This window comes from Providencia sp. PROV188, assembly GCF_027595165.1.
Classification (GTDB): Bacteria; Pseudomonadota; Gammaproteobacteria; order Enterobacterales; family Enterobacteriaceae; genus Providencia; species Providencia lanzhouensis.
Genome location: NZ_CP097291.1, coordinates 1051534 through 1074733 on the forward strand (window position 1 = coordinate 1051534; position 23200 = coordinate 1074733).

At 43.4% G+C, this 23200-nt stretch carries 17 protein-coding genes; 6 read left to right on the forward strand and 11 right to left on the reverse strand.

Features of this window, described 5'->3' with window-relative positions; translation table 11 throughout:
• The first annotated feature begins 137 nt into the window (after positions 1 to 137).
• Together M5X66_RS04700 and glnS are read left to right on the forward strand one after the other, a co-directional pair.
• Positions 138 to 953, forward strand: a complete 816-nt coding sequence (locus M5X66_RS04700) for a sulfite exporter TauE/SafE family protein (protein WP_036947618.1) — start codon at positions 138 to 140, stop codon at positions 951 to 953.
• 147 nt (positions 954 to 1100) lie between these two features.
• Positions 1101 to 2768 carry a glutamine--tRNA ligase gene (glnS, locus tag M5X66_RS04705; protein WP_108479374.1) on the forward strand — a complete coding sequence of 556 codons (1668 nt, stop codon included), beginning with the start codon at positions 1101 to 1103 and terminating at the stop codon, positions 2766 to 2768.
• Positions 2769 to 3166: 398 nt separating this feature from the next.
• Here the strand turns inward: glnS and M5X66_RS04710 are convergent, their stop codons facing one another.
• From M5X66_RS04710 to kdpF, 9 genes are all read right to left on the reverse strand, one after another.
• A complete protein-coding gene (locus tag M5X66_RS04710) occupies positions 3167 to 4729 on the reverse strand; it encodes an esterase family protein (protein ID WP_270103900.1) in 1563 nt (520 codons plus the stop codon).
• Positions 4730 to 4819: 90 nt separating this feature from the next.
• Entirely contained in the window at positions 4820 to 6940 is a 2121-nt protein-coding gene (locus tag M5X66_RS04715; RefSeq protein ID WP_154610047.1) for a TonB-dependent siderophore receptor, read from the reverse strand.
• 660 nt (positions 6941 to 7600) lie between these two features.
• The gene (locus M5X66_RS04720; protein ID WP_230085019.1) at positions 7601 to 7996 is read right to left on the reverse strand and encodes a DUF5329 family protein; all 396 of its coding nucleotides are present in this window, start codon (positions 7994 to 7996) and stop codon (positions 7601 to 7603) included.
• Positions 7997 to 8111: 115 nt separating this feature from the next.
• Entirely contained in the window at positions 8112 to 8795 is a 684-nt protein-coding gene (gene kdpE, locus M5X66_RS04725; RefSeq protein ID WP_036947840.1) for a two-component system response regulator KdpE, read from the reverse strand.
• A 16-nt stretch (positions 8796 to 8811) separates the two neighbouring features.
• Entirely contained in the window at positions 8812 to 11499 is a 2688-nt protein-coding gene (kdpD, locus tag M5X66_RS04730; protein WP_036947837.1) for a two-component system sensor histidine kinase KdpD, read from the reverse strand.
• 8 nt (positions 11500 to 11507) lie between these two features.
• Complete coding sequence (gene kdpC / locus M5X66_RS04735) at positions 11508 to 12101, reverse strand: potassium-transporting ATPase subunit KdpC (RefSeq protein ID WP_036947836.1); 594 nt, start codon at positions 12099 to 12101, stop codon at positions 11508 to 11510.
• A gap of 10 nt (positions 12102 to 12111) precedes the next feature.
• Entirely contained in the window at positions 12112 to 14175 is a 2064-nt protein-coding gene (gene kdpB, locus M5X66_RS04740; protein ID WP_036947835.1) for a potassium-transporting ATPase subunit KdpB, read from the reverse strand.
• Between the two features lie 13 nt (positions 14176 to 14188).
• Positions 14189 to 15892 (reverse strand): potassium-transporting ATPase subunit KdpA, encoded by a 1704-nt coding sequence (kdpA, locus tag M5X66_RS04745; RefSeq protein ID WP_036947830.1) that lies wholly within the window; start codon positions 15890 to 15892, stop codon positions 14189 to 14191.
• 1 nt (position 15893) lies between these two features.
• Positions 15894 to 15983, reverse strand: a complete 90-nt coding sequence (gene kdpF / locus M5X66_RS18665) for a K(+)-transporting ATPase subunit F (RefSeq protein WP_071524944.1) — start codon at positions 15981 to 15983, stop codon at positions 15894 to 15896.
• A 451-nt stretch (positions 15984 to 16434) separates the two neighbouring features.
• Between kdpF and M5X66_RS04755 the strand changes: the two genes are divergently transcribed.
• The 3 genes from M5X66_RS04755 to M5X66_RS04765 all read left to right on the forward strand — a co-directional run bounded on the left by M5X66_RS04755 (position 16435) and on the right by M5X66_RS04765 (position 19355).
• Positions 16435 to 16641 carry a YbfA family protein gene (locus M5X66_RS04755; RefSeq protein ID WP_036947824.1) on the forward strand — a complete coding sequence of 69 codons (207 nt, stop codon included), beginning with the start codon at positions 16435 to 16437 and terminating at the stop codon, positions 16639 to 16641.
• A 280-nt stretch (positions 16642 to 16921) separates the two neighbouring features.
• Positions 16922 to 18418, forward strand: a complete 1497-nt coding sequence (locus M5X66_RS04760; protein WP_270103901.1) for a C69 family dipeptidase — start codon at positions 16922 to 16924, stop codon at positions 18416 to 18418.
• A 193-nt stretch (positions 18419 to 18611) separates the two neighbouring features.
• Positions 18612 to 19355 carry a type 2 GTP cyclohydrolase I gene (locus tag M5X66_RS04765; RefSeq protein ID WP_036947820.1) on the forward strand — a complete coding sequence of 248 codons (744 nt, stop codon included), beginning with the start codon at positions 18612 to 18614 and terminating at the stop codon, positions 19353 to 19355.
• A gap of 185 nt (positions 19356 to 19540) precedes the next feature.
• Here the strand turns inward: M5X66_RS04765 and M5X66_RS04770 are convergent, their stop codons facing one another.
• Positions 19541 to 20665 carry a multidrug effflux MFS transporter gene (locus M5X66_RS04770; RefSeq protein WP_036947818.1) on the reverse strand — a complete coding sequence of 375 codons (1125 nt, stop codon included), beginning with the start codon at positions 20663 to 20665 and terminating at the stop codon, positions 19541 to 19543.
• A 110-nt stretch (positions 20666 to 20775) separates the two neighbouring features.
• On the opposite strand from M5X66_RS04770, the gene M5X66_RS04775 reads away from it, so the two are divergent.
• Entirely contained in the window at positions 20776 to 21552 is a 777-nt protein-coding gene (locus M5X66_RS04775) for an AraC family transcriptional regulator (RefSeq protein ID WP_108479380.1), read from the forward strand.
• Positions 21553 to 21620: 68 nt separating this feature from the next.
• On the opposite strand, the gene M5X66_RS04780 is transcribed toward M5X66_RS04775, so the two are convergent.
• Positions 21621 to 22907, reverse strand: a complete 1287-nt coding sequence (locus M5X66_RS04780) for a citrate synthase (RefSeq protein ID WP_036947815.1) — start codon at positions 22905 to 22907, stop codon at positions 21621 to 21623.
• Positions 22908 to 23200 lie beyond the last annotated feature (293 nt).

A 23200-nucleotide genomic window follows, 5' to 3' on the forward strand; every position in this document is an offset into this window, starting at 1 on the left:
TCACAGAGACTTGTAACTCAAAGGTTATATTTGTTAATTAATTTGGCGAAATCTCAAAGCGAGTTGTCAAATCTGCATAAGCACATGACGGTTCTCAAGGATAAGATAAAAACTCAACCATCTTTGAGGATCATCCTGTGGATTTACTACTTTGTTTATTTGGTTTTATTTCGGGGATCACAACAGCGCTATTCGGTTTTGGGGGCGGCTTTATTACGGTGCCCCTGTTATATGCCTTAATTACCCTTGTTTGGGGACCCCGCCATGATGCCAGCGAAGTTGCGATGCAAATCGCCGTCGCCACATCTACATTTGTGATGATTTTCTCATCAAGCTTATCGAGCCGAGCACACTACCTGAAAGGGAATTTCAACTGGCAAATTATTAAACCTTTTATGCTGCCTATTTCAATTGGCGGCATTTTAGGTGCGCTCATCGCGCTATCGGTAGACAGTGAATGGATCCGCTGGATATTTATTGGTTATCTCATTATCACTATTCTCGATTGCTTTATTCGCCCCGGATTTATACAAACCCAATCAGAAGGTAATACGTTAATAAGAGGCAAATGCATTGAGGACACGCTCATCGGTACAGTGATCGGTACCGTCGCGGCATTTTTAGGCGTAGGGGGTAGTGTGATGACGGTACCTTTGATGCGTCGCCGTGGAGCGAGCATGTTGCAAGCGGCGGCATTTGCTAACCCGCTGACGTTACCGATGGCAATCACGGGCTCTTTGATTTACTTCTATTTTGCTATGGAAAAGCACCTTGAATTAGGCTCTGGTTTCTTAGGGATGATTTATATTAAAGGCGCCTTAATTTTGATTGCTACCTCGTGGCTAGGTATTCGTTTTGCTTCGTTTTTGATGCCCTACTTGAGTGATAAACGCCATGCTCAAAGCTATCCCATTTTACTGATGGTAGTTCTTGGGGTCATGCTATTCGTATAAATAGCCTATTTTTTGATAAAAATCCCCCTTTGCCATTGCTTTTGCCGACTAACCTTAATCAAACGGTTGTTTCTGGACGTATTATGGTAGAATATATTCGGTTACTATACGAATTTAGCGCGCTTTTGGCACTGAGGAACGATGACAATGAATGAGGCAGATGCTCGCCCAACTAACTTTATCCGTCAGATCATAGATGAAGATCTGGCGACTGGGAAACACACATCAGTACATACCCGTTTTCCACCTGAACCGAATGGCTACTTACACATTGGCCATGCGAAATCAATTTGCTTGAACTTTGGTATCGCGAAGGATTATCAAGGCCAGTGTAACTTACGCTTTGATGATACTAACCCGGTCAAAGAAGATGTTGAGTATGTGAACTCCATTCAAAATGACGTTCAATGGTTAGGTTTCCAGTGGAGCGGCAACATTCGCTACTCATCTGATTATTTTGATATTTTATATCAATACGCGATTGAGCTTATCAAAAAAGGCCTTGCCTACGTTGATGAATTAAGTGCGGATGAAATTCGTGAATACCGTGGCACATTAAAAGAGCCGGGTAAAAACAGCCCTTATCGTGAGCGCCTGATTGAAGACAACTTAGCGTTATTTGAAAAAATGCGCGAGGGTGGCTTCGAAGAAGGTAAAGCGTGTCTGCGTGCGAAAATCGACATGGCATCGCCATTTATGGTTATGCGTGACCCAGTGTTATACCGCATTAAGTTTGCGGAACATCACCAATCCGGTAACAAGTGGTGCATCTACCCGATGTACGACTTCACTCACTGTATTTCTGATGCGCTGGAAGGCATTACACACTCACTGTGTACATTAGAATTCCAAGACAACCGCCGCCTGTATGACTGGGTACTGGACAACATCACGATTGACTGCCACCCGCGTCAGTACGAGTTTTCTCGTCTGAATCTCGAATACACGGTAATGTCAAAACGTAAACTGAACCAATTAGTGACGGAAAAACACGTTGCTGGTTGGGATGACCCACGCATGCTGACCATCTCTGGTTTACGTCGTCGTGGCTATACTGCGGCATCAATTCGTGAATTCTGCCGTCGTATCGGTGTCACTAAGCAAGATAACAACGTGGAAATGGCGGCATTAGAATCTTGCATCCGTGATGACCTGAATGATTCAGCACCACGCGCAATGGCAGTTATCGACCCAGTTCGCTTAGTGATTGAAAATATGCCAGCAGGTGAAGAAATTCTGAAGGCACCAAATCACCCGAACAACCCAGAAATGGGAACTCGTGAAGTGCCATTTAGCAATGAGCTGTATATTGACCGTGCAGACTTCCGCGAAGAAGCTAACCGCCAATATAAGCGCTTGGTATTAGGTAAAGAAGTGCGTCTGCGTAATGCTTACATCATCAAAGCAGAGCGTGTAGAAAAAGATGCAGAAGGTAACATTACCACCATCTTCTGTACTTACGATGCAGGCACATTAAACAAAGATCCAGCTGACGGTCGTAAAGTCAAAGGTGTTATCCACTGGGTAAGTGCAGCACATGCACTGCCAGCGGAGATTCGTCTGTATGACCGCCTGTTTACTGTACCAAACCCAGCAGCCGAAGATGATTTCTTATCAGTGCTGAACCCAGAATCTCTGGTTATTCGCCAAGGTTTTGTTGAACCAAGCCTGCGCGATGCACCAGCAGAAAAAGCGTACCAGTTTGAGCGTGAAGGTTACTTCTGCGCAGATAACAAACTGAGCAGTGCGGATAAGCTGGTGTTTAACCGTACGGTTGGGTTGCGTGATACGTGGGCTAAGATTGAGTCTAACTAAATCCTCGTCATACTTCGCGCTGTAGCGGCGTTGGCTGCATTCGCTAACCCTAGTCACATAACTTATGTATGTTCCTAGGGATTAGCTGAATCCTCGTCATACTTCGCGCTGTAGCGGCGTTGGCTGCATTCGCTAACCCTAGTCACATAACTTATGTATGTTCCTAGGGATTAGCTGAATCCTCGTCATACTTCGCGCTGTAGCGGCGTTGGCTGCACTCACTAACCCTAGTCACATACTTATGTATGCTCCTAGGGATTAGCTCATTTGCCGCCTTGCTACAACGCGAATTATTTAGAGGATTGCTGAGATAGGTTTAAAAACAGCCTAAAAACAGCCTAAAAAAAGACCTCCAATTACTGGGGTTTTTTTGATGTGACTGATCACCCACAGAAGATTCAACGTTGGTTTGTGAAGTCTTTCAATCCATAGACCAATGCTTCTACCCAAGCTGCATAATCATGACCACTTGACCATGAATGGAAGCTGGTTTTGTAGTGTTTATCTCGCAAAACATATTCAAGCTCTTGGCTATTAAGCCAAATGCCGCCATCAGTACCTTGGTTTTCAAATAACCCTGCTTGTATCCAGAAACTGATCGGATAATGCGGCGATTGCTGATATTGACGAGTTAACCATCCTGGCTTTTCACCTTCAGGCGCCCACCAGTATGAGCCTGATAGGCTCAGCACATGACGAAATTGGTTTGGATATCGCAATGCGACCCAGGATGATGCCAATCCTCCATAACTTGCGCCAGCCACAATCGTCTTTTCATTATTTATTTCAATACCATTTTTGCTCACCCAAGGTAGTAGTTCCAGTGCCATAAAATCAGCAAAAGCTTGATTTGGAGGGAGTTCCTTGGAGCGACGTTTACTATCCAAACTATCTATAAAGACAATATTAATCGGGGGTAATTGATGATTAGCAATCAAACCATCAATTACATTGGCGGTGTGATATTTATCCTGCCAAATTTGACCATCAAACAAAAATAATGTCCAACTAACAGGTGTTGTCGCTTTTGGGCGATAAAGAATGATTTCCCGACTATTTCCAAGGAAATTACTTTTTAATGTATGTCGAGTCAAAGAGCCATGGCGTATAGGCTGTTTCATTGTATCGCGGGTAAAATACCGTGAGGGTTTTAAATCAAGTAAAGATGAAGTGTTCCACTTATCATCATTTTCTATACTCATAGTCGTGGGATTTAAAGGATCGGCTTGTGCAGTGACCAAAATCGCACGGCGTTGTTCACGCGCATTGCCATCTACTTTAGGAACGTCAGGTGCCAATTGATATTGCATACGCGTATCAGCGGGTACCACATAGCTGCGAAACCAAACATCGGAGTCACCCAGTTTAAACATGGGATCATGATCGCCTGCCGGAGACCCTAAAATAAACACATTACCACGTGCTGCACGCCACAAAAAAGTGACTCGTTTATGAGATGTATCTACGGGTTCAATTAAAGGCGTACCGATGAGTTGCTGTTTTTTCCAAAATGCATCTGTTGTTCCTCCTGCTGCCAGCTCCTTTGCGAGTTGCTGTAAAGTAGGACTGACTGGATCAAGTTTTCGCATGCGATTGAGTGGCTGAGTTTCTGTCACTTGCCAGTTAAACTGCCATTCGCTACCGCTATTTCCATATAACATTAATGATGAAACTTGCCCTGCCGGGGATGAAAAAAGTAGCGATTTTTCTCCATCAGCAGGTCCTGCTTCCAATAATGTGCGTAAATGATGGTTTTGCTGGTCGAGTAATTGTGCTCCTGTTGCCCCTTTTAGTGTGGCAGCAATATAGTTTTCATTAAGCGCTGGAAGCACAAAGCAAACCTTACCCTCGGTATCAAATATGCCTTCCTGAACCCCTTGGAGAGGCAGTTCGTTGCAAGGAGCGGCTATTGCGGGTGCTGCACTCAAAGCGACCATTACGTAAAGCAAAACAGACTTCATGAGCCCTCACTTTCAAGTTAATCTTTATTATCAATGGGATAACAAAGGCTACATCTCAATTTGATATAGCCTTTATTCTTACTCTTTGTTTTACCAAGCGTAATCAAACGTGACAGTACCAGTACGGCCTATGCCATAAAAGCAGGCATCACTCATACCACAGGATGAAACATAATGTTTATCCATTAAGTTATTCACGTTTAACTGTATCGTTGCGCCTTTCAAAGAGGGCGAAATATTGGAAAGTTCATAGCCAATCATCGCATCGTAAAGCGTTACCCCAGGCACAGAAAAGCTATTATCCGCCCCTGCTTTGCTGGAACCGATATAGCGCACTCCCGCTCCCGCTTTCAGTCCATTCAGCATTCCTGAGTTCTCTTCATATTGCCCCCAGACAGAGGCCATATTTTTAGGAATACGAGGAAATTCTTTTCCTTTTTCCGCACTGTTTGATGTTTCAAGCACTTTGGTTTTGGTATATGAATATGCTGCTGTAACGGCAAATTTATCGGTAAGCTTACTGTTTATCTGGGCTTCCACACCTTTACTTTCCCCCTTGCCGATTAGCGTCATATAACCTAATTCAGAGTCGTATTTAGGAATGTTTTTTTGCTCGATATGATAGAGAGATAAGGTCGCCAGCGTTTTTTGGTCAGGAGTGAGGTACTTGATACCGATTTCTGTTTGTTTTGCTGTTTTAGGATCAAACGGCTTACTTTCTGGCTTTCTGTTGGTTGCAAGATTTGGCTCAAAAGAGGTGCTGTAGCTAATATAAGGGGAAATACCGTTATCAAATGAGTATAACAATCCAACTAAGCCTGTTAATTTGCCATCATTTTGTTGTGACCTGTCACTGATCGTTCTGTCTATCGTTTTGACTTCAATCCAGTCATACCGAGTGCTAGCTAATAAGTTCCAGTTATTCCATTCGATTTGGTCTTGAATATAAATACCGATTTGATCGCTTTTTTGCAGCTGGTCGGTGAATAGTGTCTGCTTGGATTCATCAATTTTCTGGTATTGGGGGTTACGCCAATCAATATCATAATTGCCGTTTCTGTCACGCCAAAACTGTTTGTCCTCTTTAGTCCATTTGTAATCGACGCCGACTAATAGTGTTTGATAAAGCCCCCCATTATCAATGTCGAAATTTAAATGGGTATCAACGCCAAATGTATTGAGTTTCGTTTTTTCGTGCTGAGCCATTCGTTTTAGTACATAAGGATAGTTTTTAGCTTCACTTGCTAAGGTGTTAAATACTAAGTAATTATATTTTTCATCAATTTCTGCGTAGCGTGCTTTTTGTACCAATGAAATTTTATCACTAAAATTGTGTTCAAATTCATACCCGATACTATGTTGTTTTTGTTTGGAAATATTATAGTCAGGATTGCTTATGTTGAAGTCTTGCGGAATTTTTCCTTCCGGGGTTGATTCAATCGTGCCAACTTTAGGAAGAAAATTTCGGTAACCATTTTTCGGTGAGTTTTGTAAGTAAGCCAGAAGAGTGAAAGTAGTGTCTTCATTTAGGAATGATATGGCGGGAGCGATGGCATATTTTTCTTCTTCATAGTCTCGAACCTGAGTGTCTTTCTTTTTTGCTAGGCCATTTAAACGGTAGAGGATATTTCCATCATCCGTTAGCTTGCCACCCAGATCAAAAAATCCTTCCGTTTTATTTCGATTACCGACCCGTAACTGAATTTTATTGATGCTCTGCGCGGTTGGTTTTTTGCTTGTCATGGCAATAACCCCACCAGGGCTTATTTGCCCATACTGCACAGATGCCGGTCCTTTAATCATCTCAATTCTGTCTAGAAACCAAGGCTCGGTTGTGCCCATGGACGAGGACGCATTTCCGCCAAAAGGAATGCCATCTAGAATTTTGTTCGCATAATCAAAACCGCGACTGAATACCTCATCATTACGATTTGAATCACCACGGTATTCGGTAACTACACCTGGTGTATACCTCAGTGCATCCACAACGGTTTCTGCCGCTCTGTTTTCTATTTGGGTTTTGGTCACCACATTCACCGTCTGTGGTATTTTCATTATCTGAGTTTCATTCTTCGTTGCAGAAGAAGTCGTTGTTGCAGTATATGAATCACTTGAGCTTGGTGTAGTCACAACCAGAACATCAGTTGCTGAAGCAGCGAATGGCGAAACTATTAACAGTGATAGCGCTGATAGCTTATTTTTATTTAACATAGCAATACCTGTTCATCCCTATTTTCAACGTGAAATTTAAGACGGTATGGAAACCTAGCAGTGCAAGTTTTCACACGATGGATATTTTTTGATTTGGTCAGGAGGGGATAAAAGTGAGTTTTTCTTTTACCGTTCATACTTACACCGATGTATTCTTCGACATCTCTGGCGTAAATATATCTGAATTAAATCAATGTGCTCTCAATGTGAAAATGTAAAGTTTTTAGATGAAAAACATATAGATGTGCAAGCTAATACATTAGCGTTCTATTATTTTCAAACTTTAACTCCGTATTCTATATGATAATAATAATCATTTAAATATTATATGATAATAATAATCATTAAGAATAACTTATGATAATTAATCAGTTTTTTATGTTTTAGAAAGTCAGCATTTCAATCAAATTGCTTTTTGAACAATGAGGCAACTATCAACTCATTTCATCAGCACATCTAATGCTTCGGCCTACATAGGGTTATAAGATTCGGATTGTGATTCTGATTGGCAGATATATTGGGTCAGGAAAATGGGGTTTCTCGATCGTGAAAAAGGCGCTTTCATTATCAGAGGTGTAAGGCGGGTCACGAAAGACAGCGACATAATGAAGCGCCCGCTAGCTATTGGGAGCGCTTTATTAATCGGGGGGATAGAGCGGGTTATTTGGCTGGTTTATCGACGTTATTTTTCAGTAAATCATGCAGATACTGATTGGCGCTGGTGACTTTACCTTGGGCATCGGTGACTCGGTACTCTTCTCCGGTGATAGAAGATTTTGATGCCACATTGTCAATAAACTGCTCTGTTGTCTGTAAGCGCTTTTCAGTTTTACCCAGCTTTAATCGTAAATGGGATTCAGCTTCTGGTGCAGAATGACCGGAACCATTACGCGTGAAGGTTAAATTCTGCTGCTTACCCAACTCCGTTAACAACGCTTCAGTACGCGTTTTCTCTTCAGGGCTTAGCGCAAGGGCTTTGGTGGTGACGAAAATAGTTAAAAAAATCACTAAGATGGAAGCAAAACGGCGAGAGGCTTGAGTCAGTAACGATTGCACAGGAAACGCTCCGATAAGTTAAGATTGGAGAGATTATAGGCAGCCGTGATGAATAAACTATCAGTAATAGTCTGAGAATCACGCTTTAAGACAAACTTAGGTTTTAAGGTATCAGTTAAGGCATAAAACGGTAGCCAATTCCCGTTTCAGTTAAAAGATGTACGGGGCGTGCAGGGTCATTTTCCAACTTCTGGCGTAAATGCCCCATATAAATGCGTAGATAATGATTATGTTCGACGTAACTCGGTCCCCAGACTTGTAGCAACAAATGGCGCTGAGTGAGCACTTTTCCGCTATTGGCAACGAGTTCACTGAGTAGGCGAAATTCAATCGGGGTGAGGTGCAACTCTTCACTGCCTTTAGTCACGATGCGGTTGATAAAATCCACCGTAACATCGCCAAATTGAAAAGTAGGGCTTTCTTGACCCGCTTTACCAAAACGGCGTAAAGCGACTCGGACACGGGCGAGCAACTCACTAATACCAAAAGGTTTCGTCAAATAATCATCGGCACCCGCATCGAGAGCGGCCACTTTCTGGGACTCTTCTTCACGAGCAGAAAGTACGATCAACGGAATACTGCTCCATTGGCGTAAATCACGGATCAAATCCAATCCATCACCATCAGGTAATCCGAGATCTAAAATCACTAAATCAGGCTGACGAGTGCCTGCTTCTATGAGCCCTCGCTGGTAATTTTCAGCTTCAAAAATTTTCCAGCCTTCACCCTCCAACGCTAATCGAACAAAGCGGCGGATCTCTTTTTCATCTTCAATGATCAGGATTTGATGGGAACTCACAGTTTGCTAGGTGCTCCTAAATTTCGTTTTCAATTTCAGGTAATGGCTTTAACGGCAAAATAAAATGGAAGCTGGCGCCACCTTTTTCATTATTTTCAGCCCAAATTTCCCCTTCATGGAGATGGATAATAGCACGACAGATAGCTAAACCTAAGCCAACTCCCGGAATTGCTGATTCTTTTTGTGCGCGGGAAAATTTATCGAAAATGGTTTTTTCTTGCCCATCGGGAATGGCATTGCTGGCATCCCACACTTCGATATGAGCTTTTTGTGATTCGATAGACGCTCTAATACCAATCGGAGTATCGCTATCACTGTATTTTATGGCATTTTCGAGCAAGTTAATGATGACGCGCTCAATCAAGTTACCGTCACAATACAAGAGTAAATCGGCTGGAATATCAATATCAAGTGGGTGACTATCTAAAGTGTAGTCCAAGATGCGAACTGCGCTGCTCGTAATTTCTTGCAGAGATTCCCATTCCAAATTGGGGTGGATCCCCCCAGATTGTAAGCGAGCCATATCCAATAAATTATTCACTAATCGCGAAGTGCTTAATACCTGTTGGCGCATCTGGCTGACTTGTGCGGTGAGCGGTGAATTTTCGGCTGATAACTCCAGCATCAAAATTTCGCTTTGACCAAATAAAACAGTCAGTGGCGTTTTGAGGTCATGGGATAGGGCTGCCAGCAGTGAATTTCGTAATTGCTCCCGTTCAACATCCAATTTGGCTCTTTCTGCTTGTTTGGTCAGTTGCAGGCGGGAAAGGCTACTGGCGATTAACCCGGTAAAGGTTTGCAGCATACGTTGCTGCTCGGGGATCAATAATTGGCGAATATTACGCGGCTCAATGGCGAGCACGGCAAGGGTTTCATCCGCCGTTGTGATAGGCTGTAATTGGTACGGCACGCTGGGAAGTGTGTCCGTCCCTGCACCAGCGGGCTGGCGCTTATCAAAGCTCCATTTTGCGATAGCTTTGTCGATTTGCAACTGGCTATAACCTTCGCACTGTAATGGCGTCAGTTGGTTATTTTCATCAGGGAGTAACAAACAGGTTTTTGCCTGAAATGCATTGTTTAAAAAGTGATAGCCTGTTTTGCCGATATCTTCCGTGCTGAGGGCTTGACCTAGCTCTTTGGTCATTTCATATAAATGGCGCGTGCGTTGTTCTCGATAACGCGCAATTCTTGCCTGGTAGCGCATACCCGCGGTGAGATTCCCGACAACCACCCCCACAATCAGCATCACAGTGAACGTAACCAGATACTGCATATCCATAATTGCTAATGAAAAATGGGGCTGAACGAAAAATAAATCGAAACTGATCACGTTGACTAACGCGGCGAAAACAGAAGGGCGACGACCGTAAAATAGCGCGACTAATACCACGCCCAATAAATAGAGAGTGACTAAGTTGGCTTTATCCAGTGCCAATAAGAAGGTTCGAGAGAATAGGGTGATGGCTGCACACATGGCGATCGCCATTAAATAGCCATTGACATCAGAGCGCCATTTTTCGGTAAACGGCTTTCTTTCTGGCTCTTTATCCCAATCGCTTTTTTCTTCAAGGGCGACAATGATCAAATCTAAATCAGGTCCGAGTTTACCGAGTCTATCGGCAAAACCTTGGTGTAAATTGAATTTATACCATTTGCGGTGTTTATCGCGTCGGCCGATCAAAATTTTACCGAGATTATGTTCCCGTGCGTAGCGCAAAATGGCTTTTTCTTCATTAGGATCAGAAAGCGTGGTGGTTTCTGCACCTAAATCTTGAGCTAACCTCAAGGCTTTTAAAATGGCACGGCGCTGATTTTCAGGAAGTTGGTGTAATGTTGGCGTCTCTACATACACCGCATGCCAAACACTGCCGAACTTAGCGGCAAGGCGAGCAGCAGCGCGAACCAGTTTTTCATTGCCCGTATTATGCCCGATACACAGGAGTAACCCATCGCGGGTATGCCAAACGGGGGCTTCACCTTTACCATCGCGAAATTCACGCATTTGATCATCAACGCGATCAGCCGTGCGGCGCAGGGCTAATTCCCGTAAAGCAATTAAGTTACCTTTACGGAAGAAATGCTCGATAGCACGTTCAGCTTGCCCCGGAATATACACTTTGCCTTCTTTTAAACGTTGGCGAAGGTCATCTGGAGGCAAATCCACTAAAACCACTTCATTGGCGGCATCAAAAATATGGTCAGGCACCGTTTCACGCACGCGGATACCGGTGATGCTGCCGACAATGTCATTTAAGCTTTCAATATGTTGAACGTTAACGGTGGTGAGAACGTCAATACCTGCATCCAGTAATTCTTCGACATCTTGCCAGCGTTTAGGGTGGCGGCTGCCATTTGGATTACTGAAGGCAAGTTCATCCATCAAGATAATGGCAGGATGCCTTGCCAATGCAGCATCAATATCGAAGGCGTGCAGACGACGCCCTCGATGGCTGATTTTTAATGGAGGAAGTTGAGGGAGCCCATCCAGTAGCGCGGCGGTTTCTTCTCGTTCATGAGTTTCGACCACGCCAATCAGCACATCTAACCCTTGTGCTCGAAGGCGTTGTGCTTCTTGCAACATGGCGTAAGTTTTCCCGACACCAGCACAAGCACCGAAGAAAATCTTAAGTTTGCCACGTCCACTTTCGTTTGCCTTTACCAACAGGTCATCTGGGTTTGGGCGGATAGGCTCCTGATTATTCATAACTGACCTCAGAGATTTTGGCTGTTAGCTTCCCGTTGATAGGTATCAAGGGCAAGGTTTAACTCTAATACGTTGACGACTGGCTCTCCTAAAAATCGAAACAGAGGAGATTGCGTATTGTCAGATATAAGCGATTTTACCTTGTCTATCGATAACTGTCTGTTTTTAGCAATACGCGGTGCTTGATATAACGCAGCGGCAACCGAAATATGGGGATCTAGCCCGCTGGAAGAGGCGGTCAGTAAATCCACAGGCAGAATATCACCACCATCGGGTTCATGCTGTTTCAATGCGACCGAGCGTTCAGTCAATTCTTTGGTTAACAGTGGATTACTGATAGCAAGGTTACTGCCACCGGAAGCCAGTGCGTTATAGGGCATTTCTGCGGTCACGGACGGGCGACCATAAAAGTAATTGTCATTTTGGTAAGACTGCCCAATCAACGATGAACCGATAATGCGATTATCTTGTAGGATCAGTGAACCCATCGATTGAGTTGGAAAAATGACATTAGCAAGCCCCGTCACGAGTAGCGGATAAGCAATCCCAGTTACCAGCGTTAACAGAACTAAAATCATCAATGAAGAACGAAACATGCTCATAATAGGCTCCTTAAATACCAAACAAGCTGATGAACATATCGATAAGTTTGATCCCCACAAATGGGACAATCAATCCGCCTAACCCATACAGGCTCAAGTTACGCTGTAAAAGTGATTGAGAACTCATTGGGCGATAATTTACCCCTTTTAATGCCAGTGGAATTAAGAACACGATAATCAAGGCATTAAAAATAACCGCCGACAGCAATGCCGATGCAGGTGAGTGCAAATGCATAATATTCAAGGCATTGAGCTGCGGCCATGTGACCGCAAAACAGGCCGGAATAATCGCGAAGTATTTGGCAATATCGTTGGCAATACTGAATGTGGTCAATGAGCCGCGAGTCATCAGCATTTGTTTACCAATATGCACCACTTCAATCAGCTTGGTTGGGTTGGAATCTAAATCCACCATGTTACCGGCTTCTTTCGCCGCTTGCGTACCCGAGTTCATGGCAACCGCTACATCTGCTTGTGCTAATGCAGGGGCATCGTTGGTGCCGTCTCCTGTCATGGCGACTAAGCGACCTTCCGATTGATATTGGCGGATTAACGCAAGTTTTGCTTCGGGGGTGGCTTCAGCTAAGAAATCATCCACGCCTGCTTCTGCCGCGATTGCCGCTGCGGTTAGGTGGTTATCCCCCGTGATCATCACAGTTTTGATCCCCATCGCACGCATTTGTGCAAAACGCTCTTTCATGCCGCCTTTGACGATGTCTTTGAGCGCCACCACGCCGAGCACCGTTTGGCTATCAACCACCACTAACGGTGTTCCCCCTGTCTGCGCCACTTGTTCAACAAGTTTGTCGGCTTCTACTGGGAATTTGCCGTGGTTAGCTTCTACATAGCGGCGAATAGCGTCAGCAGAACCTTTGCGGATCATGCGTTCGCCGACGTTTACACCGCTCATGCGCGTCATCGCAGAGAAGGGCACAAAGGTGGCGTTCATGGCGTGAATATCACGCTCGCGTAAATTGAATTTCTGTTTTGCAAGCACCACAATACTGCGCCCTTCAGGGGTTTCATCTGCCAGAGACGAGAGTTGAGCAGCATCCGCTAATTGTTGCTCCGAAACTCCACTTAACGGTAAAAACTCAGAGGCTTGACGGTTTCCGAGGGTGATGGTCCCCGTTTTGTCCAGTAACAGGACGTCAACGTCTCCCGCTGCTTCCACAGCGCGCCCGCTGGTGGCAATCACGTTAGCGCCCAGCATGCGGCTCATGCCAGCAACCCCAATGGAAGACAGTAGCCCGCCAATGGTGGTAGGGATCAAACAGATCAGCAGGGCAATCAGTACAATGATAGACACTGCGCCACCTGCACCTGCGTATTCTGTAGCAAACAAGGTGAATGGATACAATGTTGCACAGACTAAAACAAAGATAATGGTCAGTGCGGTTAATAAGATAGTGAGCGCGATTTCATTGGGAGTTTTACGGCGTTGCGCGCCTTCCACCATGGAGATCATGCGGTCTAAGAATGTTTCCCCCGGGTTAACCGTACATTCGACGATCAGCCAGTCAGAAAGTACGCGGGTTCCTCCTGTGACTGATGAAAAATCGCCACCGGATTCACGGATCACCGGCGCGGATTCACCTGTAATGGCACTTTCATCCACTGATGCGCCGCCTTCAATCACTTCACCATCACAAGGGATGGTTTCCCCTGCGCGGATCAGGACGATATCGCCTTTGCGTAGTTGGTCTGAACTGACCATTTCTTGTGGCGCATCAAGAGAGGCAGTCGCCAGTTTAGTGGCACGGCTTTGCTGTTTGACGCCTTTTAAACTCTGAGCTTGAGCCTTACTACGACCTTCCGCTAAAGCTTCTGCAAAGTTGGCAAACAGCACCGTAAACCATAGCCATAAAGTGACCATGCCACTAAACCAAGCATTGCCTTCACTATAGCCAGCGACCATCGCTATCCATAATAAAGTCGTAATAATACTGCCGATGTAAACCACGAACATGACTGGGTTACGCCATTGTGCTTGTGGTGTCAGTTTTTTAATGGCATCAATTGTCGATTGGCGAACCAGTTTGCTATCAAATAATTGTGTTTTTTGATTTTTCATTTTTTCACCCTCATTATGCCGCTAACCAAATTTGCAGATGTTCCGCGATTGGCCCTAACGCAAGCGCAGGGACAAAAGTCAGCGCACCAATGAGAAGAACAGTCATGATTAATAAACCGATAAACAGTGGACCGTGTGTCGGCAATGTCGCAAGGCTAGCCGCTTGTGGTTTTTTCACTGCCATAGAGCCTGCGATAGCTAATACAGGGAAAATCACACCGAAACGTCCGAGGAACATGGCTAATGCCAGCATCACGTTGTAATACGGCGTGTTCGCGCTTAATCCTGCAAATGCACTGCCGTTGTTGTTGGCTGCGGATGAGAAAGCGTATAACACTTCGCTAAATCCGTGAGCGCCAGGGTTAAGAATGCCGGCACGTCCTGCTTCGGTCATCAGTGAAATAGTGGTACCAAGTAGCACTAAAGTTGGCGTAACAAGAATTGCCAGTGCCACCATTTTCATTTCACGTACTTCGATTTTTTTACCGAGGTATTCAGGAGTACGACCAATCATCAATCCCGCTAAGAACACGGCAAGTAAAACAAACAGCAACATGCCGTATAAACCTGAACCGACTCCACCAAAGACAACTTCACCAATTTGCATCAGCCACATAGGAACCATGCCACCTAATGCAGTGTAAGAATCGTGCATTGAGTTCACAGCACCACAAGATGCCGCGGTGGTGACGACGGCGTATAACGCAGATCCTAATGTGCCAAAGCGGCTTTCTTTTCCTTCAAGGTTGGCTGTGCTGCTAGCGTGTAGCTCCCCTAAGAATGGGTTGCCGACATATTCTTCATGGATCACAACGGCGGCGGCAATCACGAAAATAATCGCCATTGCCCATAACAGGGCGTGACCTTGCTTGTTATCACAAACGGTACGACCAAAAGCAAAGCAAAGTGCCGTTGGAATAAGGAAGATAGCCAGCATTTGAACAAAGTTGCTTAATGCCGTTGGGTTTTCAAATGGGTGAGATGAGTTAGCCCCAAAGAATCCGCCACCATTGGTCCCTAATAATTTGATGGCTTCTTGGGAGGCAACAGGCCCCATTGGTAACAGTTGCGGCGCACTATCAAGGTTGTTACTCAAAACATAAGGGGAGAAGTTTTGAATAACCCCTTGGCTGACAAAGAATAACGCAAAAATAATGGCTAATGGCAGCAGGAGATACAGCGTGATACGCGCTAAATCAACCCAAGCATTACCAATCGTTTTGCTACCGTGGCGTGAAAATGCACGGATAAGTGCAAACACGACGGCTATCCCTGTCGCTGCCGAAAGGAAGTTCTGTACGGTTAACCCGACCATTTGGCTCAGATAGCTTAGGGTATTTTCCCCGCTATAAGATTGCCAGTTGGTATTGGCAACAAAACTAATTGCTGTATTAAAAGCTAAGTCCCAGCTCATTCCCGGATAATGCTGAGGGTTGAGTGGTAACGAGCCTTGGCACATTAAAATGACGAATAGTAAGCCAAAACCTAGCAGGTTAAATAGCAAAATGGCGATGGCATATTGCCAGTAATTCATCTCAGGGAGATCGCGCCCCACTTGTTTGATGCCGCTTAATCGCCAAAATACGGATTCACTTTTGGCAATAGCACGCGGCATATCACCATCAATCAGATAAGCAATAAAGTTGCCGAGTGGTTTTGCTAACAGCATCAGAACCAGTAAAAAACTGGCGATCAATAAAAACGCATAGGTGGCCATATCAGAAATTCTCCGCGTTGAGCAGGGCATAAATCAGATAAACCAGCAGTACAACAACAAGAACTGCCCCAGAAATGGAAAGTAGTGACATTGTTATCTCCTTATTATTTCCATTGCGCTAGGTTAGGCATTTGCTTGTAAAGAAGCTGATAAAAAAACAAGGTGGGGTGTAAAAATAGTATAAAAATGCCCAATTAAAATCGCCTCGTGATGATAGAGGGATTCTCTAAGTATAGTGTGTTAATTAAATGTAATTTATTTGTTTGTTTCATACGGTATCTTGCTACATTTTGTAATAAAGCAACGAAACTGAGTCAAAAAGTTAATTTATTTTATATTTAAGTGGTCAGATGAGTGGTTTAATTACACAAATTGCGCTATTATAGATTCCGTTAATGAAGATTAACCTTGGTGTTCGATTTTAGTGCCTCTTTGATGATTTGCGTTCAATGCGAATTGAGTTAAATGTGAATTAAGTGAAATAGAAGTAAAGAGCAAGACTGGAATCGGCAAAATTAAGTGGCTACTGAAGGAGGATATCGATGTCCACATATCAAGAATATTCCCGTAATCAGGTACTTTTACGCCGCACTGCTGCTGTAACAGCTGGCATTATTGCGTTTCCGGTTATGGTTTTTTACCCAAAAAGAGCAAGATTTTATAGCTACCTGCATAAAGTCTGGGCTAAAACGAGCGATAAACCTGTATGGTTGGCTAGCTCGGAAATGACGATGGAAAGCCATCGTTAATCAGTGATTCAATTCACTAAAAAGATATCCCTACAATAATTTAATTGTGGGGATTTTTTTATATAAAAATCATAATAATTAATTCCTATACTTCAATGTTATTTAAATTAAAGCCATGTTATTTAATTTGAAATTTAAATAAATTAACTTATTTGACACTGAGAAGTGAATCACGGTAATTGTCTTTGTCTCATTGCTAATATCCATTCCCAATAAAATTAGATTTTATTTTATTAAAATCCAAAAGATATTTAATTATAAATAGCAAATGAGGAATATCATGATTCTATTTAAAAAATGTGTTATCGCATTGTCAATTAATATCGCATTAATATCATCGGGGTTGGCCTGTACCACGCTACTTGCAGGCAGTGAAGCCACGAATGATGGCTCGCTAATTATCGCGAGAAGCGCTGACAGCAGTGCATTAAAGGCTCAGCATTTTGTAATACATCCAGCAAAGAAAAATCAATCCGGAATATACAGTACAAAAGAACATAATGGTGCTAATAATTTCACCTACCCATTACCAAAAAATTCATTACGATATACAACTGTGCCAAATTGGAAAACACAATTACATGGTGCAACTGGATTTAATGAATTAGGTGTAGGAGTTAGTGGTACCGAATCTATATTTGCTTCTACTAAAGCATTAGCGTTTGATCCCTATGTTGAAGAAACGGGAATTACCGAAGATGATATTCCAGATGTACTTCTTTCTCGTGCAAAAACAGCCCGTGAAGCGGTGGAGCTTTTAGGTAATATTATTGAAACCCAAGGTGCTGGTGAAGGTTTTGGTGTTGCTGTCGTCGATAAAAATGAATTGTGGTATTTAGAAACAGGGACGGGGCATCAATGGATGGCTCAAAAAATTGCAAAAGATAAATATTTTGCAACGGGTAATCAGGGGCGTTTACAAGCATTTGAGGTGAATAATCCCGATATGCTTGGTTCTAAAAACCTCGTTGAATTTGCAGTAGAAAAGGGTTTATACAACCCTGCTAAAGATGGCGCATTCAATTTCTCTAAAGCCTATACGCGTGATGATGAGCGTGATCGTGATTATAACGACCCACGAGTTTGGATCATTCAGCAGCAGTTTAATCCGTCGTTAAAACAAGATATTGCAGATGGTCGAAATTTTGCGCCTTTCTTAACTCCAGAGAAAAAAGTGTCTGTCGAAGAAGCGAAAGCCATGCTACGTAATCACTTTGAAGGCACGGAGCATGATCCGTATACCAACGGCTTAAATGGAAAAGAGCCATGGCGACCAATCAGTGTCTTTAGAACCTACGAGGCTCATGTGATGCAAGTACGTCCGGAGCTACCGCAAGAAATTGGTGAAGTGACATATGTTGGTCTAGGAATGGCTGATTTGACCGCGTTTGTTCCTTTCTATAGTGGGTTAGAAGCTTATCCAAAACATTATGGTATTGGGACAGACAAGGCAGACAGCGATTCTATTTATTGGAAATACCGTAAGTTACAAACATTAGTGATGACGGACTACCCTAAATTGGCGCCTATTGTTAAAAAAGCCTATCAAGAGTGGGAAGCGAAAACGGCGTTAGAGCAAAAAGCCATGGAAGTGAATTACTTAAAAATGGCGAAAACAGATAAAGCCGCCGCCAATAAAATGCTCAACAAGTTTAATTTGGATGTGATGGCAAGCGCCGAGAAGTTAACTGAGGATTTAACTAACCAACTTTTCACTATTCGAACTGAAGATATTCAATCTGATATTTTCTTTGCGAATAAATCTAAGAAAGACTAAAAATAGTCGCAATTCTGTAAACTAAAAAAGGCTCTCAGTGGGGAGCCTTTTGTTTAATTCTCTCTCTTTCAAATTTAACTGAATTCTTCAGCTTGTGTGAGTTTGCCAATAAATACAGCAGAAAAAAATGTCATTTACGTTTATGCTAATTGAATACGAATATGTAGGAATTCAGTAGGTAAAGGACACGATTATGCATAATTTTAAGTTAGAAGAACTGATTAACGACGAGCTGAAAGTCAGTGAAATCCAAGACTATGCTCCAAATGGATTACAAGTAGAGGGTCGTCCCCACGTTAAAAAAATCGTGACAGGCGTGACGGCTTGCCAAGCATTATTGGATGAAGCGGTCAGACTCAATGCCGATGCTGTGATTGTGCATCATGGCTACTTTTGGAAAAACGAACCGGCCATTATCAAAGGCATGAAAAGAAATCGCCTAAAAACGTTACTGGCGAATGACATTAACCTGTACGGTTATCACCTACCATTAGATGCTCACCCAGTATTAGGCAACAATGTGCAACTGGCTCATATTATGGGCGTGCAAGTCAATGGCAACATTGAGCCACTGATGCCATTTGGCTTTTTCGACCAACCCATTACCCCAGCGGAATTAACCCAACGTTTAGAAACACGCTTAGGGCGCAAAGTATTGCATTGTGGCGACAACGCCAAAGAAGAAATTCGTCAAATTGCATGGTGTACTGGCGGTGGTCAGGGCTTTATTATGCAAGCGGCGGAGTTTGGTGTAGATGCCTTCGTGACAGGGGAAGTGTCAGAACAAACTATTCATATCGCAAGAGAAATGGGAATCCATTTCTACAGCGCAGGGCACCACGCAACAGAGCGTTATGGGATTAAGGCGTTGACGGAGTGGTTGAATGATAATCATGAGGTAAATGCTACCTTCATCGATATCGATAACCCCGCCTAATTTTTTTCGTCATATTTCGCGCTGTAGCGTTGTTGGCTTCACTCACTAACCCTAGTCACATACTTTTGTATGCTCCTAGGGATTAGCTCATTTGCCGCCTAGCTACAACGCGAACTATTTAGAAAATAGCTATGTAATAAAGATAATTTGATTTTTTTCCGTTAAATATCAAATTTAAGTTTGATTTAAGTCCGGTATTTTAAAGCCACTAAAACCAGAATTAAGCTTGAAGTGATAAGCACTAATCCTAGGTTTTGAACCTCGCCGGCGGCCATTAATCCGAGAGCTAATCCTAAATAGTAAAACAAACCTAAAATTGCGCCGGCGGTGCCTTTTCTGTCTTGATAATGATCCAGAGCGTGCGCCAAAATATTCGGGATTGCGATCCCATATCCCACCACAATGCCCATTATTGGTAGCACAAACCCAATATGACCTTGTAATAGATAAACTAAGCCGCCGCTGATTAAAGAAACGCCACTTGCCAGTTTAACGAGCTTTTCGGGTGACCACTTTTTCGTCAATAATGTGCGATTGATCAGCGAACCGAGACCAACACCAAACGCTAACAGAATTCCAGTTAGACCAAATTGTTGTTGGTTGAACGCTAATTGCTCAAAAATGAAAGGTCCAAGCTGATAGTAACTGAATAAATTAATGTTGAAAAATGCAATCAACATCACATTTTGGAAAATTCGTTTATCCCCTAACATGTGTAAAAACGTGGTTAAAAATGGGGTTTTGATCACGTTCTGTGGTTTGGTCTCAGGAAGCTTATAACATGACCATAACAAAAGTATGGCGGCTAAAAGAGCCAAACCCATAAAAACGGCTCGGTAACTACCTAGCCAAACTAAGCTGGCACCGAAAATCATCCCAAGAGCGGGGCTTATCGCTAAGGCGATACCCATCACAGAGAAAACTTTGGCTAACGTATGACCTTGAAAACTGTCACGCATCATGGTTTGTGTGCCAATAGAACCTACCGCAGCGCCAAACGCAGATAACATACGCAGTAACAGTAACCCATAGAAATGTGAGACAAAAAGTGTGCTTACAGAGGCAATTCCATACAGAAATAACCCAAGCAAAATAGTGGGACGACGACCAATCACATCACACATTCTGCCCCAAAATACGACACCAAAAGCGAAAGAAAAGAAATACAGCGAAAGTGTTTGAGAGGCTTGCTCGGCATTCACCTGAAATGCAGCCGCAATATCTGTTAACGCAGGGCTATATAGGGTTTCGACAATTTGCGGAAACATCATCAGCGCTATTGCTAAAGATAATGAAAGTACGCGCTCCATATTGATTTACCTATTTATTTTCAATGTGTGTGGAATGGCGCAAAGTTTAGTGGCTTTTTATTTGTCTTATTACGATAATAAAGACAATAAATATCAAAAAAGAGACATTTATGGCGTGGTTATTACAGACGGATGAGTTTCAAACTCACTGGTATGATACCCCCGTATTGGGGATTGCAGCCCAAATGGGGCAACATGATTCAGGAGCGCATACCCATGAAATGGGGCAGTTATTATTTACACAACAAGGCTGTATTCGCATTAGCTTACAGAATGAAATTTCGTTACTACCGCCAGGGAGAGTCGCGTGGATCCCACCATTTACACAGCATCGAGCACAAATGCGAGCTTCGGTAGGGTATCGGTCTGTTTACCTAAGCCAAGAATATGCAGAGCAAATCTCTGATCAGGTGTCTATTTTAAGTATCTCTCCTTTGCTTCGAGAACTGTTGGAACGCATCGCGGTGGCGCCTTTTGAGAGTGACTGGCGAGAAGGGAGACTAGCAAGGTTACTTCCTGTTTTTATTGATGAATTACAATGTGCAACAAAGGAACCTACGCTACTTTCTTTACCTCAAGACCGGCGTTTTAAGTCCCTTGACCTAGAGCGACTTCCTCCGCCTCTAAATCAATTAGCTCAAACGGTTGGTGCCAGTGAGAAAACGATTACTCGAGTTTTTCTAAAAGAGACAGGAATGAGTTATCAGGCGTGGCGACAACAATGGCGGTTTATCAAAGGGATAGAGTTATTAGCACAGGAGAAAAGCTATGGATTTATTACTCAAGAGTTAGGTTTAGCCAGTGACAGCGCATTTATTAGTTTTTTCCGCAAAATGAGCGGGATGACACCGCGGGAATACAGCGGTGAATCAAGACTAAAAAAATAGAATAAATATAGAATGTTAGACATTTAAAAGCCCCGAATCTTCGAGGCTTTAGTGATGAGTGAGTTAAATTATTTTTTGTCTAACTCAGAACTGAATTCACGTCTGTCGTAGCCAGTATACAGTTGGCGAGGACGCGCAATTTTCAGACCTTCATCGTGCATTTCGTTCCAATGTGCAATCCAACCAATGGTACGTGCAATCGCGAAGATAACAGTAAACATTGAAGATGGAATCCCCATTGCTTTCAGGATGATACCTGAGTAGAAGTCAACGTTAGGGTACAGTTTCTTCTCAATGAAGTACGGGTCGTTCAGTGCGATACGTTCTAATTCCATGGCCACTTCAAGCAGGCTATCATTTAAACCCAGCTCGTTCAGTACTTCATGGCAAGTTTCACGCATAACGGTAGCGCGTGGGTCATGGTTTTTATAAACACGGTGACCGAAGCCCATTAAGCGGAAAGAGTCGTTTTTATCTTTTGCACGTTCGATAAATGCTGGGATGTGCTCAACAGTTTGAATCTCTTCAAGCATACGTAGGCATGCTTCGTTAGCGCCACCATGAGCAGGTCCCCACAGAGACGCGATACCTGCTGCAATACACGCAAATGGGTTAGCACCGGAAGAACCAGCGGTACGGACTGTTGAGGTTGATGCGTTTTGTTCGTGGTCAGCGTGTAGGATCAAAATACGGTCCATTGCGCGCTCAAGTACTGGGTTAACCACATATTCTTCACATGGTGTAGAGAACATCATGTGCAAGAAGTTACCCGCGTAAGATAAATCATTACGAGGATAAACAAAAGGTTGACCAATAGAGTATTTATAACACATCGCTGCAACGGTCGGCATTTTAGACAGCAGACGGTAAGCGGTGATTTCACGGTGGCGAGGGTTATTAACGTCTAATGCATCGTGGTAGAATGCTGCTAGAGCACCTGTTACCCCACACAGAACTGCCATTGGGTGAGAGTCACGACGGAATCCATTAAGCATACGAGTGATTTGCTCATGGATCATGGTGTGGCGGGTCACCGTATTTTTAAATGTATTGTACTGTTCTTGGGTTGGTGCTTCGCCGTATAACAGGATATAACAGACTTCAAGGTATGAGGCTTGAGTGGCGAGTTGATCAATTGGGAAACCACGGTGGAGTAGAACGCCTTTATCACCATCGATATAGGTAATTTTTGACTCACAGGATGCGGTAGAAGTAAAACCGGGGTCGTATGTGAAGAACCCTTTAGAACCTAAAGCTCGTACATCGATAACATCTTGGCCAATGGTTGGGCTTAGGATGTCTAGTTCGAAATCACCTTTACTTCCAGTCATTATCTTAGCTTTGTTATCAGCCATTTACGGTCTCCTTAGCGCTTGATAATCCACACTCAACAACCCAGAACTCAGCGTTATACTGCGTCTTTGAGCATTGTTCTATCGGTGTGTTGAGAAAATCAGCGGGATATCACATAAAACCTTGAAATCCGGCAACCAATATCAATACCGATAACAATGTGGTTAGGTTGTTTGCGAGTGTATAGGGCGTTATGTTCTTTTTTTGTTGTTTTCTCTACAATATCATTATTTGTGGTAAGGGAAACAACTTTCATAACTTTTGTTTATACTTGCATACTCATTCACATTACTAC